We start from the raw sequence: 17,281 nt of genomic DNA, 5'->3' as shown, positions 1-17,281 counted from the left end.
ATCTCTGCCATCACAGGTCTCCCGATCGACGATGCAAGAAAGTGGCCAGGTCAGCCGCGCAGTGCGGCAACCAGGCTGGCGCGGACTTCCGGCTTGTCGCCGAATGGATCGCCAGGATTGCGCTGGTTGACGATGTCCTCCATGCGATGCCGAACCGTGGCCAGGGCCTGTGGGTGGGAATAAATATAGAAGCTTTCGTCGCGAATGGCGTCGAACGTCATCTGTGCAACATCGGCGGCAGTCACCTTGCCCGAATTGACTGCCTTGTCCGACAGCGCCTGCGACACCATCTGCGAGCGCGTGGGCGGTGCGTCGTTGGACAGACCCGCGGGCCGGTTGCGTTGCGACTGGCTGATGCCGGTCGGCACAAAGTACGGGCATAGCACCGAGCAATGCACCTGCTCGGTGACCAGGCTCAGATCCTGATACAGCGATTCCGACAGCGACACGACCGCGTGCTTCGACACGTTGTACACGCCCATGGCCGGCGGATTGAGCAGGCCCGCCATCGACGCAGTATTGACGATATGACCCTGGAACGACGGATCCTTCTGCGCGGCGGCCAGCATCAGCGGCGTGAAGATGCGCACACCGTGGATCACGCCATACAGGTTCACACCAAGCACCCAGTCCCAGTCCTTCTGGGTGTTTTCCCAGAGCAGGCCGCCGGCGCCCACACCGGCGTTGTTGAACAGCAGATGGACTTCGCCAAACGCGGTCATCGTGGCGTCTGCCAGCGCCTGCACCTGCTCGGCCTTCGACACGTCGGTGCGCAGGCCGATCACCTGAACGCCCTGGGCCTTGAACTCGGCCACGGTGGTGTCGAGCGCATCCTCCTGGACGTCAGCCAGCACCAGCTTCATGCCAAGTTGCGCGCCGATTCGTGCAAATTCCCTGCCGAATCCGGACGCGCCGCCCGTGATCACGGCCACCTTGCCTTCGAACTGCTTCATGGTTGTCTCCTCCGCCTCTGATTTTTTGTATCGGATGAATGCGTTCAGGCCGCGGCCTGGACGTGATAGTTCTGTCGCGGGAAATGCACGTTGACCGCACCAGCACGCGGATCCTGGCGACGGATCGTGACCACGCGCTCGCTCAGCGTCAGCAGCAGGCCGGACACCGGGTCTTTCGCGTAGTCGGTCGGTGTGACCGTCACGGCGTCGCCCGCGGCAAAGCCACCGCCGGGCAGAATCGTCGAGTCATGCGGCAGCGGATCGTGGTTGTACGCTTCGGCCACGGCCGATTCGGACGGAATCACGCGCAACTTGCCGTGCCCATACGCCTGCATGCGCGCGAACCACGTCTTGACCAGCGGATAGCCATCGAGCAGCGCGGCCAGCGGCGTGGCGCGGCGGATGAACCAGATGCAATGGAACAGCGAGAAATCCGCGATCGACAGCTCCGGACCGGCCACATGCTGCACGCCCGCCGCGAACTGTTCCTGCAAGCGCGCCAAGGTTTCGTGCAGCATGGCCGCCGCTTCGGGCAACGGCATGCGCAACGCGTTGGTATCGCCGCGCATCGCCTTGCGGTCGGCCATGAACGCCTGGATCTGTGCCGGTGTCAGGTGCGACAGCATGGCCTGCACACCGGCCGGCTGCATGGTGTACGCCACCGTTGCCGTGAACAGCGCGCTGTCGATCCACGCCGCCGCGAGGCGCGACTGCGCCGCTTGCAAAGCAGGATAGAGCGGCGGATTCGGTGCCAGCCGGTCAAGTACTTCGCAGATCAGCGCCGAATCGCAGTAGATATCCGCGCCGATCTGCATCACCGGCGTGCGGCGATAGCCGCCGGTCAGCGCGATCACGTCGGGCTTGGGCATGATCGGCGGGATTTCCACCGCGTTCCAGGACAAGCCCTTGGCGCCCAGTACAAGGCGGACTTTTTCCGAGAACGGCGACGTGGCGTACTGGTGAAGAATGATGTCAGGCATCCTGCCTTTCCTTTTCGAGTGAGAGTGCAACCCTCTTAATCGAGCAGATCCGGCTGTTCTTTAACGATCCGCGCGTAAAGCGGCTGGAACTGGAACCATCCGGCCTGCGCCGTGCCGACGATCGAGTACGCCTGGCGCGCCGCCGCGTCGCTGATCGTGCGCGGCGGCTCGCCCGTGCGGGCCGCGGCCGATTCGGCCAGGATCTGCACCTGGCACGAGCGCTCCATCGTGATGAACCACCACGCGGCTTCGTCCACGGTCTTGCCGACCGTCAGCAGGCCATGATTCTGCAGGATTGCCGCCTTGTTGGCGCCCAGCGCGTTGGCAATGCGCTGGCCTTCGTCCAGTTCCACCACGACACCGCCAAAATCGTCGTACAGCGCGTGATCGTTATAGAACGCGCAGACATCCTGTGTCAGCGGATCGAGCTTGCGGCCCAGTGTCGACCAGGCGCGTCCGTAAGTGCTGTGCGAATGCGCGGCCGCGACGGCGTCGCTGCGCGTCTGATGCACTCGCGAATGAATCGCAAACGCGGCGGCGTTGACCGGATAATCGCCCTCGACCACGTTGCCGTGGTGATCGCAGCGGATCAGGTTCGATACCTTGACCTGGCTGAAATGAACGCCGAACGGATTGACCCAGAACGTGTCGGCAAACTCGGGGTCGCGCGCCGTGATATGGCCGGCCACGCCTTCGTCGAAGCCGAACTTCGAAAACAGCCGGAACGCCGCCGCCAGCCGTTGCTTGCGATGCAGGCGCTCCTGCGCCGGGGTGTCGAAGCTCGGTGGTCGCGGCAGGTTGCGGTAGCGGGCCTTGACCTCTTCGGACAAGCCCGCGGCGATGTCGTCGTTGTCCGCTGGCGATTGGGGGGCGTTCATGGCTGTCTCCGGTTCTTTTGCGGGAAGGTCGTGGCGCCGATACGCGCGGCGCCGCGCGGGTCAGGCGAGCTTGACCAGTTGCTTGCCGAAATTCTTGCCCTTGAGCAGGCCCATGAATGCTTCGGGCGCGCTGGCCAGGCCTTCGGCGATGCTTTCGCGGAACTTGAGCTTGCCCTGCGCCACGAAGCCGCCAAGCTCCTTGAGCGCCTGCGGCCACACGTCCATGTGCTCGGAAACGATGAATCCTTCGATCTTGCAACGCGACACGAGGATCGCGCGCGGGTTGCGCATCGGCATATCCTGGCCGTCGTAGCCGGCGATCAAGCCGCACACGGCGATGCGGGCAAACGGATTCAGGCGGGCCATCACCACATCGAGAATGTCGCCGCCGACGTTTTCAAAATAGCCGTCGACACCCTTGGGCGTGACCGCCTTGACCATCGCATAGAGTTCCTTGGCGTCCTTGGCGGCCTTGTAGTCCACGCAGGCGTCGAAGCCCAGTTCGCCGGTCACGTAGTCGCACTTTTCCTTCCCGCCGGCCACACCCACCACATAGCAGCCCGCCAGCTTGGCCAGTTGGCCAACCACGCTGCCCACGGCGCCGGAAGCCGCGCTTACCACGATGGTTTCGCCCGCCTTCGGCGCGATGATCTTGTTCAGGCCGTACCACGCCGTCACGCCGGGCATGCCGACCGAACCCAGATAGGCCGAAAGCGGAATGTGGGTGGTATCGACCTTCTGCATGCCGCCGCCATCGGTCACGCCGATTTCCTGCCAGCCAAACATGCCGACCACCTTGTCGCCAACGTTCCACTTCGGATTCTTGCTGGCGATGACTTCGCCGACGGTGCCGCCGATCATTACCTCGTTCAGCGGCTGCGGATCGGCATACGACTTGCCTTCGCCCATGCGGCCGCGCATGTACGGATCCAGCGACAGGAAATGATTGCGGACCATCACCTGGCCATCGGCCAGTTCGGGCACGGGCACTTCCTCCAGACGGAAGTTATCGGGCGTGACCGCAGCAGTGGGGCGCGAGGCCAGGACGATGCGCTTGTAGGTTTGCTTCGACATATTCGTTTCCTTCGCTCTTGTGGAGGTACGTGTGTGGAGTGGAACAGCGCGACGGCGATCGGTCGATCAGCCGTCCGCGCCGGAATCGGCCGCACCGATCTGGCGCTTGGGCGGCTTGCGGTTGATGAACTTGAACGTGCCCGACGCCTTTGACACGATCTTGTCGTCGGCATCGACGATCTCGCCTTCGCAGAACACCATCGTCAACGTGCGGTGCACGGCAACCCCGCGCGCCCTGAGCTTGCCGCGCCCGGGCGCCATGAAGCTGGTCTTCATTTCGATCGTCACGACGCCGCGGCCTTCGGCATCGGTCGAACGGCCGGCAATGGCCATGGCCACATCGAGCAGCGTCATGAGGACGCCGCCGTGCGCCATGTCCCAGCTGTTCTCGTGACGCTTCTGCAGGTCGAGCTCGATCTCGCTGCGGCCGCCCTCCATGTAGTTGCACAGCACGCCGAGATCGGCAAGAAAGGGAATGTTGAGTTGGCGTTGAGTCATGGTCTGGGGCAACGAAAATATGTGGGCCGCATTATGCGCCCGGTTGCCGTGTCCGCATCGATGGACGCACGGCAAGCCTCTGCATCGTCAGACTGCGCTCACGCCACCATCCACCGCCAGCACCTGGCCGGTGATGTGCTTGCCGGCGTCGCTGGCAAACAGCAGCGCCGCGCCCTTCAGGTCTTCGTCGTCGCCGAGCCGGCGCAGCGGCACGCCTTCGCACATCTTTTCCACGCCAAGACGCTCCAGCGATCCCTTGGTCATCTTCGACGGAAAAAAGCCCGGCGCCAGCGCGTTCACGGTGATGTTGTGCTCGCCCCATTCCGCGGCCAGCGTGCGCGTGAAATTGATCACCGCGCCTTTGGACGTGTTGTAGGCAATGGTGTCCATCGATCCGGGCGGGTTGCCCGACAGGCCCGCAATCGACGCCACGTTGATGATGCGGCCGTGCCGGCGCGGGATCATCGACAGCTTGCCGATCTTCTGCGACAGCAGAAACAGCCCGCGGATGTTCAGGTTCATCACCTTGTCCCACGCTTCGATGGGATGGTCTTCGGCCGGCGCGCCCCAGGTGGCGCCGGCGTTGTTGACGAGGATGTCGACGTGGCCGAGCTTGGCCAGTGTTTCGTCGGCCAGCCGCGCGATGTCTTCGTCGCGCGCGCCGTCGGCGGCGATCCATTCGGCCTCGATGCCGCGCGCCTTCAGGTGCGCCTGCGCCGATTGCAGTTCGTCAGCCTTGCGGGCCGACAGCACCAGACGCGCGCCCTGCTCGCCCAGCGCCTCGGCAATCTGCAGGCCCAGGCCGCGCGAGCCGCCCGTGATCAGCGCGGTGCGGCCCTTGAGGTCGAACAGTTGTTGAATGCTTCGCATGTTGTCTCCCATTTCTTGATAGTTCTCGCAGGAGCGCCCAGCGCAGTGCGCTGGCGCTCAGCGGTTAAAACCAGGCGTCCTGCATGTCGAGCGTGGTGCGATCGAGCGATGCCAGCAGATCGAGCTGCGGGTAGATCCTGGGCAGTTCGAAGCGGAAGAAATACGCAGTGGCCGCCAGCTTGCCGCGATAGAAGTCGGCTTCGTCGCCCTGGGCCGACGCCATCGCGGCGTGCGCCACCAGCGCCTGTTCGAGCCAGATCCACGCCACCACGACGTGGCCGAACGCTTCGAGATAGACCGATGCGTTGGCCAGCGTCACGTTCGGATCGCCGGCCGCCCACAAGGTGCGCGTGACTTCGGCCAGCCGCGCGGTGGCCGCGCCGAGCGCGCGGGCCTGCTCGCCCAGCGTGGCGTCGCCGCTGTTCGCCGCCTGTTCGCAGGTGGCCTGCACCCGCTTGCCGAGCAGCTGGAACGCGGCGCCATCCTGCATCACGACCTTGCGGCCCAGCAGGTCCAGACCCTGAATGCCATGCGTGCCTTCATGGATCGGGTTGAGGCGATTGTCGCGATAGAACTGCTCGACGTTATATTCGCGTGTGTAGCCATAGCCGCCATGCACCTGGATCGCCAGGTTGTTGGCTTCCAGGCACCACTGCGACGGCCAGCTCTTGGCGATCGGCGTGAGGATATCGAGCAGCAGCGAAAGCTCGCGCTGTCGATCGGCCTGCCCGGCCGCCTTGGCGGCGTGTTCGTCGTCCACCAGCCGCGCGCAATAGAGATTCAGCGCCAGTCCGCCTTCCACATAGCTCTTTTGCGCCAGCAGCATGCGGCGTACATCGGCATGTTCGACCAGCTTGACCTGCGGCGACGCCGGATCCTTGCCTTGCGGGCCCATCGGGCGGCCCTGCGGGCGATTGCGCGCGTAATCGAGCGCATGCAGGTAGCCGGTATAGCCCAGCGCGACGGCGCCCAGGCCGACGCCGATGCGCGCCTCGTTCATCATATGGAACATGCAGGCCAGGCCCTTGTGCGGCTCGCCCACCAGATAACCGATGGCGCCTGCCTTGCCGTTCGGGCGGTATTTCATGCCTTCGCCGAAGTTCAGCAGGCAATTGGTCGTGCCGCGATAGCCCATCTTGTGGTTCAGGCCGGCCAATACGACATCGTTATGCTCGCCGAGCGACCCGTCCTCGTTGACCAGGAATTTCGGCACGATGAACAGCGAGATGCCTTTCACGCCAGGGATCAGCTTGCCATCCGGGCCGGGGATCTTGGCCAGCACCAGATGCACGATGTTGTCCGACAATTCGTGCTCGCCGGCCGAGATCCACATCTTGTTGCCACGCAGCCGGTATTGCTGGCCTAGCGGCGATTCGCCCTCGTAATCGGCGCGCGTGGTGATGTCGGACAGCGACGAACCCGCCTGCGGCTCCGAGAGACACATCGTGCCAAAGAACCGCCCTTCCAGTTCCGGTCGCACGAAGGTATCGATCTGCGCCGGCGTGCCGTGGGTCAGCAGCAGGTTTGCATTGCCGATGGTCAGAAACGGATATGAGCTGGTGCCGACGTTGGCGGCCTTGAAGTACGCGAATGCGGCTTTTTCCAGCGTCACCGGCAATTGCATGCCGCCGTACTCGTAGTCCTGCCCCGCCGCCATCAGGCCGGCCTCGCAGAATGCCTTCAGCGCGACCTTGACTTCGGGAATGATGGTGACCGTTTCGCCATCGAAATGCGGCTCCTGCGCGTCGCTTTTCTTGTTGTGTGGCGCGAACAGATCGGTGGCGATTTTCTCGCAGGTATCGAGCGCGGCGTCGAAAGTTTCGCGCGAATGATCTGCGTAGCGGGGAATCTGCGTCAGTGACTCGGCCTTCAGCCATTCGTACAGGACGAAATTGAGATCACGGCGGGAGAGAATCAGCGACATGGGAGAAGTGACTCCGGGCTGAAAACTGCGCGGCAGACAGCCGTCGCAAGGGATGGAAAATCACGCCTTCCCCGGCGTGCGGGAAAGGCGTGAAAAGCGTGTACCGGGCCGCGCAGGCCCGGCAGGCATTACAGAACTTCGAACAGGCCGGCAGCACCCTGGCCGCCGCCGATGCACATCGTCACGACGACGTACTTGACGCCGCGGCGCTTGCCTTCGATCAGCGCGTGGCCGACCAGACGCGCGCCGGACACGCCATACGGGTGGCCCACGGCGATCGCGCCGCCGTTAACGTTCAGGCGATCCATCGGGATGCCCAGCTTGTCGGCGCAGTACAGCACCTGCACGGCGAACGCTTCGTTCAGTTCCCACAGGCCGATGTCCTCGACCTTGAGGCCGGTCTTCTTGAGCAGCTTGGGCACCGCGAACACCGGGCCGATGCCCATTTCATCGGGCTCGCAACCGGCCACGGCAAAGCCGCGGAACACGCCCAGCGGCTGCAGGCCCTTGGCGGCCGCCACGCGCGCGTTCATCACCACGGCGGCCGACGCGCCATCCGAGAACTGCGAGGCGTTCCCGGCCGTGATCACGCCGCCCGGCATTGCGGTGCGGATCTTCGAGACGCCTTCCAGCGTGGTGTCGGCGCGGATGCCTTCGTCGGCGTCAATGGTGACTTCGCGCGTCATCAGTTGGCCGGTTGCCTTGTCGGCTACGCCGGCCAGCACCGTGATCGGCACGATCTCGTCCTTGAACTTGCCGGCTTCCTGGGCAGCTGCGGCGCGCAACTGGCTCTGCACGCCGTACTCGTCCTGGCGCTCCTTCGGGATGTTGTAGCGCTTGGCGACGTTCTCGGCGGTCTGCAGCATGCTCCAGTAGATTTCCGGCTTGTTCTTGTTCAGCCAGCTTTCCTGGATCATGTGGCGGTTCATCTCCTGCTGCACGCACGAGATCGATTCCACGCCGCCGGCCACGAAGATGTCGCCTTCGTCGGCGATCACGCGTTGCGCGGCCATGGCGATGGTCTGCAGGCCGGACGAGCAGAAGCGGTTCACGGTGGCGCCGGGCACGGTCACCGGGCAGCCGGCGCGCAGGGCGATCTGGCGCGCGATGTTGGCGCCGGTGGCGCCTTCAGGGTTGGCACAGCCCATCAGCACGTCTTCCACTTCGCCCGCTTCGATCTTGGCGCGCGCAATCGCGTGCTGCACGGCATGGCCGCCCAGCGTGGCGCCGTGGGTCATGTTGAAGGCGCCCTTCCAGCTCTTGGCCAGCCCGGTGCGGGCCGTGGATACGATGACAGCTTCGTTCATGTGTTGCTCCTCGGTATCTTGGTGTCTCTGCTAACTGCGAGAAATATTCGGTGGATGCGGTATCGGCCGTGCGTGAAGGTTTCAGGATTCGGGCAGCCAGGGATTGTGCTGACGGGCGGCAGCGGACAGCAGCGCTTCAGATGTCGTGCGTTCGACACCGGCATCGGCGAGCGCTCGCCATGCCCGGTCGAGCGATCCATCCAGATCGATCGCCCGGCACGCGTCCTCCACCACCACCGCATCGAAGCCCGCGGCGCGCGCATCGAGCGCGCTCCAGGCCACGCAGAAATCCGTTGCCAGTCCGACGCACACCACCCGGCGCACGCCGTGTTCGCGCAGGTATCCCGCCAATCCGGTGCGGGTGGTCCTGTCCGCTTCCACGAACGCGCTATAGCTGTCGACGCCGGCATGATGACCCTTGCGGATCAACAGCCGGGCATGCGGCACATGCAGGTCCGCATGCAACGCCGCGCCGTGCGTGTCCTGAACGCAATGCTCGGGCCACAGCACCTGCTCGCCGTACGGCAGCATGATGGTCTGGAACGGCGTTGCGCCGGCGTGGCTGGCGGCAAACGACGCATGCCCCGCCGGATGCCAGTCCTGCGTCAGCACCACATGCTCGAACGCGCTTGCCAGCCGGTTCACAACGCTCACCACCTCATCGCCACACGGCACGGCAAGCGCGCCGCCCGGCATGAAGTCGTTCTGAACATCGATCACCAGCAGGCAATCCTGCGCGCCGTAGGCCATGGTCCTGATCCCTATTTCCTATTCCCTGTTCCCTATGCCTTCCGATTCACGTCGTCGGTATCAGCCGTTGAAGCCTTTGCCTTCGTCCGCCAGCTTTTGCAGCAGCGGGGCAACCTGCCAGGCTTCGCCGTGATAACCCTTGGCGTAGCGCTTCATCGACTGGGCCACGTTGAACAGGCCGACCTGATCCGCGTAAAGCATCGGGCCGCCGCGGAACAGCGGGAAACCGTAGCCGGTCAGGTAAACCATGTCGATGTCCGAAGCCTTCGACGCGATGCCTTCTTCCAGAATCTTGGCGCCTTCATTGACCAGCGCGAACACCAGGCGCTCGACGATTTCCTCGTCGGAAATCTTGCGGCGCGTGATACCGAGTTCCTTGGAATGCTCGACGATCATGTCGTTGACCTGCTGGTTCGGGTACGGCTTGCGGTCGCCCGCCTTGTAGTCGTACCAGCCGGCGCCGGTCTTCTGGCCGAAGCGGCCGAGTTCGCAAAGCTTGTCGGCGGTCTTCGAATACTGGATGTCCGGCTTGTCCACGGCGCGGCGCTTGCGGATGGCCCAGCCGATGTCGTTGCCGGCCAGATCGCCCATGCGGAACGGGCCCATCGCAAAGCCGAACTTCTCGATCGCCTTGTCGACCTGTTCGGGCAGCGCGCCCTCGTCCAGCAGATACCCGGCCTGACGGCTGTACTGCTCGATCATGCGGTTGCCGATAAAGCCGTCGCAGACGCCCGACACCACGGCCGTCTTCTTGATCTTCTTGCCGAGTTGCATGACGGTGGCCAGCACGTCCTTGGCGGTCTTCTCGCCGCGCACCACTTCCAGCAGCTTCATCACGTTGGCAGGGCTGAAGAAGTGCATGCCCACCACATCCTGCGGGCGGCGCGTGAACGAGGCAATCTTGTTCACGTCCAGCGTGGACGTGTTGGAGGCCAGGATCGCACCGTCCTTCATCACTTCGTCCAGCTTCTTGAACACCGTTTCCTTGACGCCCATTTCCTCGAACACGGCCTCGATGACGAGGTCGGCGTCCTTGATATCGTCATAGGACAGCGTGGTGGTCAGCAGGCCCATGCGCTGCTCGACCTTTTCCTGCGTCAGCTTGCCCTTCTTGGCGCTGTTCTCGTAGTTCTTGCGGATGATGCCCACGCCGCGGTCGAGCGCTTCCTGCTTGGTTTCCAGCATCGTCACCGGGATGCCTGCGTTCAGGAAGTTCATGGTGATGCCGCCGCCCATGGTGCCGGCGCCGATCACGGCCACCTTCTCGATCTTGCGCACCGGCGTGCCTTCGGGCACATCGGGAATTTTGCTGGCGGCGCGCTCACCGAAGAACGCATGGCGCAGCGCGCGCGATTCCGGCGTGCCGACCAGGTACATGAAGCCTTCGCGTTCTTCCTTCAGGCCGGCCTCGAACGGCTTGAGCGAGGCCGCCACGGCGTCCACGCACTTGGCCGGCGCCGGGAAATTCTTGGCCACGGCGGCCACGGTATTGCGCGCAAAGGCCAGGAAGCCTTCCGGGTTTTCGTGGCGCACCTTCAGGTCGCGCACCTTCGGGTGCGGGCCGGGCGCAGCCGCCACGCTCTGCGCAAACTTGACTGCGGCGGGCAGCACGTCGCCGTCGACTACTTCGTCGAACAGCTTCGAGCCGGCAAACTTTTCCGACGGAATCGCGGTGCCGGACACGATCATGTTGAGCGCGTGCTCCAGCCCGATCAGACGCGGCAGGCGCTGCGTGCCGCCGGCGCCCGGCAGCAGGCCGAGCTTGACCTCGGGCAGTGCGATCTGCGCGCCCTTGGCGGCCACGCGATAGTTGCAGCCCAGCGCCAGTTCCAGTCCGCCGCCCATGGCCACCGAGTGGATCGCCGCCACGACCGGCTTGGTCGAGGCTTCCAGCGCGCGGATCACCGAATGCAGCGTCGGCTCCTGCGTCGCCTTCGGCGTGTTGAATTCGCGGATGTCGGCGCCGCCCGAAAAAGCCTTGCCGGCGCCGGTGATGACCACTGCCTTGACGGCCGCATCATCCAGCGCACGGGTCAAGCCTTCGACGATGCCCAGGCGGGTACTGTGACCGAGGCCGTTGACGGGGGGATTGTCGAGCGTGATAACGGCTACGCCGTCCTGAACCTGATACTGCGCTGTCATAACGCGTTCCTTTGATGAAGTTTTTGTCTCGGGATTCGAATTCTCGAATGTAGGTACCGCCAGGATGCGGGTGGGTTCTGTTTGTGCCCCGCAATCCCTTGCCGCACAAGCCCTCCGGCTTGAAAGCGGGTCAAGCATACACAAAATAGCACGGTCGTTCAATTTCATTTTTCGGCCATGGAAATCGCGTCATGCGTGCTCTTCATGACGGGCTTTTCCGGCGTTCATGTTGATCCCGCGCGCGCCGCGAAACCCTAAGGGGGAACCCCTACACCAGCGGTGCTGGTGCGCTTGCAGAATGCTGCACGCCGCACATTCGCCCGGCCATCGCGACGCCAGAACGTTTTTTTTGACGCCGGCCTCCAATCCACTAAAAAAGACACGGTAGACTCGCGCCTTTTCGTTTTTCGGCAGGCCGTCGCGCCCTTCCGGCCCACAAGGCACATTCGCGCGAGCCAACCACGCCGACGATCCAGCGACCCTGATGCCATCCCACCCACATCCCCATCAGCACCCCGTCGTCGAGCACGACGATCTGCACCGAAAACTCAAGGCCCGGCACCTGACGATGATTGCCCTGGGCGGCGCCATCGGCACCGGCCTGTTCGTGGCGTCCGGCGCGTCGATCGCGCAGTCGGGGCCCGGCGGCGCGTTGTTGGCGTACTGTCTGATCGGCCTGATGGTGTATTGCCTGATGACCAGTCTGGGAGAACTGGCGGTGCATATGCCCGTGGCGGGTTCGTTCGTGACGTACAGCGCGCTGTATGTCGATGAAGGTTTCGGCTTTGCCTTGGGCTGGAACTACTGGTTCAGCCTTGCCGTGACGATCGCGGTGGAGCTGACCGCCGCGCAACTGGTCATGCAGTACTGGTTCCCCGACGTGGCGGGCGTGTACTGGAGCGCAGCGTTCCTCTTCCTGATGTTCGTGCTCAACGCATTTTCGGTGCGTGGCTTTGGCGAAGCCGAGTACTGGTTCGCGCTGATCAAGGTGATTACGGTTATCGTGTTCCTCGGCGTTGGCACGCTGATGATCTTTGGCGTGCTCAAGGGCGGCCCGCAATCGGGCTGGCACAACTTCAGCGTCGGCGAGGCGCCCTTCGTCGGCGGGCTTCCCGGGATGTTCGCCGTGGCGATGATCGCGGGCTTCTCCTTTCAGGGCACCGAGACCGTTGGCGTGGCCGCTGGCGAGGCCGACGATCCGTCCCGGACGATTCCGCGCGCCATCCGGCAAACGTTCTGGCGCATTCTGATGTTCTACGTGGTGGCGATTCTGATCATCGGTGTGCTGATTCCCTACACCGACCCCAGCCTGCTGCGCAACGACGTAACCGATGTCGGCGTCAGCCCGTTCGCGCTGGTGTTCCGGCACGCCGGCCTTGCTTTCGCGGCGGGCCTGATGAATGCCGTGGTGTTGACCGCGTTGTTGTCGGCCGGCACATCGAGCATGTATGTGTCCACGCGCATCCTGTACGGCCTGGCCGTCAGCGGTCGCGCGCCACGCGCATTCGGCAAGCTCACGCGCAGCGGCGTACCGTTCAACGCGCTGCTGCTCACCACAGCCATCGGCGCCTTGTGCTTTTTCAGTTCGCTGTTCGGCGACAAGGCGGTGTATCTGTGGCTGCTCAACACCTCGGCGATGACGGGATTCTTCGCGTGGTTCGGCATCGCCATCAGTCACTATCGGTTCCGCAAGGGACTGATCGCGCAAGGCTACAAGGTCACCGACCTGCCTTATCGGTCGCCGCTGTATCCTTTCGGCCCGATCTTTGCGGGCGTGCTTTGCCTGGTGATCGTGGCCGGACAGAACTATCAGGCCTTCAGCGATATACCGGGCCGCTGGCAGGAAATCCTGGCCACCTATATCGGCGTACCGGTGTTCCTGGCGTTGTGGCTCGGTTATCGACTGGCGAAGGGCACGCGACTGATCGATTACGAGGACATGCCGTTCGATCTCGTGAAAAGGGACTGAGCCGGTCCGAAGGCCAGCGGAAGCCACGATCCAGATTGAGGACGAGGCGTCCAGGGAACAGGCGCCGCACGGGCGCCTTTTTTCATGCGCGCGGCTTGCAGCCCGGTATCAGACTTCGAGCCATTCCTTGCGGATTTGCGTGTTGGCTTTGAGTTCGGCGGGCGATCCTTCAAACACGATGTGCCCGTGGCCCATCACGTAGACACGCTGCGAGATGTCGAGTGCAATCGCCAGCTTCTGTTCGATCAGCAGCACCGACACGCCCCGCTCCTTGAGGGTCTTCAGGAATTCTCCCACCAGCGTCACGATCATTGGCGCCAGGCCCTCGGTCGGCTCGTCGATCAGGATCAGATCGGGATCGCCCATCAGAGTGCGGCACAGCGTCAGCATCTGCTGCTCGCCACCGGACAGAACGCCCGCGGCAGTGTGCTCGCGCTCCTTCAGCCGTGGAAACATGCGGTACATGTCGTCCACGCTCCAGCGCGGCTTGGCCTGCCGTGGATTGCGCTTTTCGCCGAGCAGCAGGTTCTGGCGCACGGTCAGGGTGGGGAAGATGTCGCGGTTCTCCGGGACGTAGCCGATGCCGGCATGGGCGATCTCGAAGGTGCGGCGACCGAGGATTTCTTCGCCGCGCAGCCGTACCGACCCTTCGGCCTTCACCATCCCCAGGATGGCCTTGGCCATGGTCGAGCGACCGACGCCATTGCGTCCCAGCAGCGCCACGATCTCGCCCGTGTCGACGTGCGCATCGACGCCGTGCAGGATGTGGCTCTTGCCGTAGTAGGCATGCAGCCCGGAAACTTCCAGCATGGGCTGGCTCATGCGTGCGCTCCTTCGACGGCCGGCTCGTCCAGCGTAGTGCCGAGATAAGCTTCCTTGACGCTGCGGTTGTTGCGGATCGCCTGCGGCGTATCGGTGGCGATGACCTCGCCGTAGACCAGCACGGAGATGCGGTCCGCCAGGCCGAACACCACGCTCATGTCATGCTCCACCATCACCAGCGTCTTGCCGACCGTCACCTTGCGGATCAGTTCGACAGCGTGATCCGATTCCGACCGGCTCATGCCCGCCGTGGGTTCGTCGAGCAGGATCACCTCTGCGCCGCCGGCGATGGTGATGCCGATTTCCAGCGCGCGTTGTTCCGCGTAGGTCAGCAGCCCGGCCTGCGTTTGGCGTCGATGCTGCATGCCGATCAGTTCCAGCACCTCCTCGGCGCGCTCGCGCGCATCGCGCAGCGCCGCCAGGCGATGCCAGAACGAATACTTGTAGCCCAGCGACCATAGCACCGCGCAGCGCAGGTTTTCGAACACGCTCAGGCGATGAAAGATGTTCGTGATCTGGAAGCTGCGCGACAGCCCCATGCGGTTGATCTCGAACGGGCGCATGCCGGCAATGCTTTGCCCGTTAAGCTTGACCGTGCCCGAAGTCGGCGCGAAGCGGCCCGAGATCAGGTTGAACGTGGTCGATTTTCCCGCGCCGTTCGGCCCGATCAGCGCGTGCCGCTCGCCCTTGCCAATCGACAGCGTGACGCCACGGATGATTTCGGTCTGCCCGAAGCGTTTGCGAACGTCGTTCAATTCCAGTGCGGCCGTCATGCCACGCCTCCCGTTTCCGCCTGGATGGCGTCCAGTTGCGCACGCACCTTCGCGCCGGCCCATCGCCATGCGGCATAACCGATGCCCCACAACGCCGCGGCCACGATCCATGGGGTCAGCGTGGCGGCGTCGAATCCAATGCCCAGCAGCGTCATGGCGGTCCCGTTGGCGCTATCGACCTGCACCTTGTAGATCATTTCGACGGTCAGGATCGTGGCGGCCAGCAGCACCAGCCCCGCGGCGCCGGCCTGCGCATACGATGGCAGCATGCGGCCCAGTTTTTTCCTGGCCAGCAGCGGCACCTGCATCAGCAGCAGGCTGGCGATACCGCCGGGCACGAACATCACCATCATCACGAAGAACAGGCCCAGGTACAGCAGCCACGCCTTCGTCAGATCCGACAACGCCACCGCGAACAGCGTGAAGACGATCGCGCCGATCACCGGGCCGAAAAACACGCCCGCGCCGCCGATAAAGGCCGCCAGCAGCACGCCGCCCGAACGCACCGCGCTGACATTTTCTGCCGAGACGATTTCGAAGTTGATCGCGGAAAGCGCACCTGCGATGCCGGCGAAGAATGCCGACAGGATCAGCACCAGGTATCGCACGCGCTGGGTGTTGTAGCCGATGAATTCGACGCGCTCGGGATTGTCGCGCACGGCATTGGCAATGCGGCCGAGCGGCGTCTGCGTCCAGGCATACATCGCCACCATCGACAGGAAGCACCAGATCGCGATCAGGTAGTACACCTGGCGCCCCGGGCCGAACGTGATGCCCAGGAACGGATCGCCAACCACGCGGTTGGTGGAAATGCCGCCTTCGCCGCCGAAGAAATCCGGGAACATCAGCGAACTGGCGAAGACCATCTCGCCGATCCCCATGGTGATCATCGCGAAGGTGGTGCCGGACTTCTTGGTGGTGACGTAACCGAACACCACGCCGAAGAACGCGCCCGCCAGCCCGCCCACCAGCGGCAGCATCGACACGGGCAGCCAGACCTTGCCGGCGCCCACCATGTTCAGCACGTGCACTGCGATGAACGCGCCGAGGCCCGAATACACGGCGTGCCCGAAGGACAGCATGCCGGTCTGCCCGAGCAGCATGTTGTACGACAGCGCGAAAATGATCATGATGCCCATCTGCGACATCAGCGTCACGGCGAAACCGCCCGTGAAGATTAGCGGCATCACCAGCATCACCAGGGCCGTGGCGCTCCAGATGATCCAGCGCGCCAGATTCATCGGCTGGTAGCGCATGGTGCGTCCCGTCACAACCGGTTGCGGGCTTTGTTGCATCGTCGTCGACTCCATCGCCTAGCTCTCCCGGGTGCCCATGAGCCCGCGTGGGCGGAAAATCAGCATCACCACCATCAGCAGATAGGGCAGCACCGGTGCCACCTGGGCCACGGTAAGGTTCCACAGCGAGCTGAATGGCGTGGCGGCCGTGACCGTCATGCCGAGTGCGCCGAACAGGCCGGCCAGCGATGCGTCAACGGTGATCGCGAACGTCTGCAGCACGCCGATCAGGATCGACGCGATAAACGCGCCGACCAGTGAACCCATGCCGCCGACCACGGCGACCACGAAGACGATCGATCCCACCGCGGCCGCCATCGACGGCTCGGTGACGAACGCGTTGCCGCCGATCACGCCGGCCAGCCCGGCAAGCGCCGCACCGCCGCCAAACACCATCATGAATACGCGCGGTACGTTGTGGCCCAGCGCCTCGACCATTTCGGGATGGGTCAGCGCGGCCTGGATGACCAGCCCGATGCGGGTGCGCGTCAGCACCAGATAGATCGCCAACAGCATGCCGAGCGACACCAGCATCATGAAGGCGCGGTACTTCGGGAACGACGAAGTGAACACTGTGAAGAGCGGGCCGTCGAGTTCGGCAGGGATCCGATACGGCACGGCGGCCAGCCCCCACACCAGCTTGACGCCCTCCTCGATCAGATAAGCGAGCCCAAACGTAAACAGCAGCTCGGCCACGTGGCCGTACTTGTGCACCGTGCGCAGCCCGAAGCGTTCCACCAGCGCGCCTGCCCCGGCCACCAGCAGCGGCGCCAGGATCAGTGCGGGCCAGAAGCCGACCTTGCCGGCCAGCGTATAGGCGAAGTAGGCGCCCAGCATGTAGAAGCTGGCGTGCGCGAAGTTGAGCACGCCCATCATGCTGAAGATCAGCGTAAGTCCCGACGACAGCATGAATAGCAGCAAGCCGTAGCTGATGCCGTTCAGTAGCGATATGACAAAGAATTCCACGGCAAGTCCTCAGGGCCTTATTCAGGCGCCGGCGTCTGACCCGGCAAAAGCCATATTGTCAGGGGTTCCGGCGCAAGGCG

15 protein-coding genes are annotated in these 17,281 nt (G+C 64.0%); 1 reads left to right on the top strand and 14 read right to left on the bottom strand.

Features of this window, described 5'->3' with window-relative positions; genetic code table 11:
- Positions 1-50: 50 nt before the first annotated feature.
- The 10 genes from F7R19_RS00675 to F7R19_RS00630 all read right to left on the bottom strand — a co-directional run bounded on the left by F7R19_RS00675 (position 51) and on the right by F7R19_RS00630 (position 11,376).
- The gene (locus F7R19_RS00675; protein ID WP_150979025.1) at positions 51-953 is read right to left on the bottom strand and encodes an SDR family oxidoreductase; all 903 of its coding nucleotides are present in this window, start codon (positions 951-953) and stop codon (positions 51-53) included.
- A 44-nt stretch (positions 954-997) separates the two neighbouring features.
- Entirely contained in the window at positions 998-1,933 is a 936-nt protein-coding gene (locus tag F7R19_RS00670) for a glutathione S-transferase family protein (protein WP_150979024.1), read from the bottom strand.
- Positions 1,934-1,968: 35 nt separating this feature from the next.
- The gene (locus F7R19_RS00665) at positions 1,969-2,811 is read right to left on the bottom strand and encodes a class II aldolase/adducin family protein (protein WP_150979023.1); all 843 of its coding nucleotides are present in this window, start codon (positions 2,809-2,811) and stop codon (positions 1,969-1,971) included.
- Positions 2,812-2,871: 60 nt separating this feature from the next.
- The gene (locus tag F7R19_RS00660) at positions 2,872-3,885 is read right to left on the bottom strand and encodes an NADP-dependent oxidoreductase (protein WP_061957755.1); all 1,014 of its coding nucleotides are present in this window, start codon (positions 3,883-3,885) and stop codon (positions 2,872-2,874) included.
- A gap of 66 nt (positions 3,886-3,951) precedes the next feature.
- Positions 3,952-4,383, bottom strand: a complete 432-nt coding sequence (locus tag F7R19_RS00655; protein WP_061957756.1) for a PaaI family thioesterase — start codon at positions 4,381-4,383, stop codon at positions 3,952-3,954.
- Between the two features lie 87 nt (positions 4,384-4,470).
- Positions 4,471-5,253, bottom strand: a complete 783-nt coding sequence (locus F7R19_RS00650; RefSeq protein ID WP_061957757.1) for an SDR family oxidoreductase — start codon at positions 5,251-5,253, stop codon at positions 4,471-4,473.
- Between the two features lie 64 nt (positions 5,254-5,317).
- Positions 5,318-7,177, bottom strand: coding sequence for an acyl-CoA dehydrogenase (locus tag F7R19_RS00645; protein ID WP_061957758.1), 1,860 nt, complete (start codon positions 7,175-7,177; stop codon positions 5,318-5,320).
- A gap of 128 nt (positions 7,178-7,305) precedes the next feature.
- Positions 7,306-8,484 (bottom strand): acetyl-CoA C-acyltransferase, encoded by a 1,179-nt coding sequence (locus tag F7R19_RS00640; RefSeq protein ID WP_150979022.1) that lies wholly within the window; start codon positions 8,482-8,484, stop codon positions 7,306-7,308.
- Between the two features lie 81 nt (positions 8,485-8,565).
- Positions 8,566-9,234, bottom strand: coding sequence for a bifunctional nicotinamidase/pyrazinamidase (gene pncA / locus F7R19_RS00635; RefSeq protein WP_150979021.1), 669 nt, complete (start codon positions 9,232-9,234; stop codon positions 8,566-8,568).
- A gap of 60 nt (positions 9,235-9,294) precedes the next feature.
- On the bottom strand, positions 9,295-11,376 hold the full coding sequence (locus F7R19_RS00630; RefSeq protein ID WP_061957761.1) for a 3-hydroxyacyl-CoA dehydrogenase NAD-binding domain-containing protein: 2,082 nt from the start codon (positions 11,374-11,376) through the stop codon (positions 9,295-9,297).
- 484 nt (positions 11,377-11,860) lie between these two features.
- On the opposite strand from F7R19_RS00630, the gene F7R19_RS00625 reads away from it, so the two are divergent.
- The gene (locus tag F7R19_RS00625) at positions 11,861-13,345 is read left to right on the top strand and encodes an amino acid permease (protein ID WP_150979020.1); all 1,485 of its coding nucleotides are present in this window, start codon (positions 11,861-11,863) and stop codon (positions 13,343-13,345) included.
- 108 nt (positions 13,346-13,453) lie between these two features.
- Here F7R19_RS00625 and F7R19_RS00620 read toward each other — a convergent pair whose 3' ends face one another.
- From F7R19_RS00620 to F7R19_RS00605, 4 genes are read right to left on the bottom strand one after another with little or no spacing between them, the layout of a single operon-like run.
- Positions 13,454-14,167 (bottom strand): ABC transporter ATP-binding protein, encoded by a 714-nt coding sequence (locus F7R19_RS00620; RefSeq protein WP_061957763.1) that lies wholly within the window; start codon positions 14,165-14,167, stop codon positions 13,454-13,456.
- A complete protein-coding gene (locus tag F7R19_RS00615) occupies positions 14,164-14,940 on the bottom strand; it encodes an ABC transporter ATP-binding protein (RefSeq protein ID WP_061957764.1) in 777 nt (258 codons plus the stop codon). Before F7R19_RS00615 ends, F7R19_RS00620 begins: the two co-directional genes overlap by 4 nt.
- The gene (locus F7R19_RS00610) at positions 14,937-16,250 is read right to left on the bottom strand and encodes a branched-chain amino acid ABC transporter permease (protein WP_150979019.1); all 1,314 of its coding nucleotides are present in this window, start codon (positions 16,248-16,250) and stop codon (positions 14,937-14,939) included. The genes F7R19_RS00615 and F7R19_RS00610 overlap by 4 nt, the downstream gene beginning before the upstream one ends.
- Positions 16,251-16,253: 3 nt before the next feature.
- On the bottom strand, positions 16,254-17,201 hold the full coding sequence (locus F7R19_RS00605) for a branched-chain amino acid ABC transporter permease (RefSeq protein WP_061957766.1): 948 nt from the start codon (positions 17,199-17,201) through the stop codon (positions 16,254-16,256).
- Positions 17,202-17,281: the final 80 nt, after the last annotated feature.

The sequence above is a fragment of the Cupriavidus pauculus genome, assembly GCF_008801835.1.
Classification (GTDB): Bacteria; Pseudomonadota; Gammaproteobacteria; order Burkholderiales; family Burkholderiaceae; genus Cupriavidus; species Cupriavidus pauculus.
Note: the sequence above shows the minus strand (reverse complement) of the source record. Positions and strands in the feature narration are given on the sequence as shown.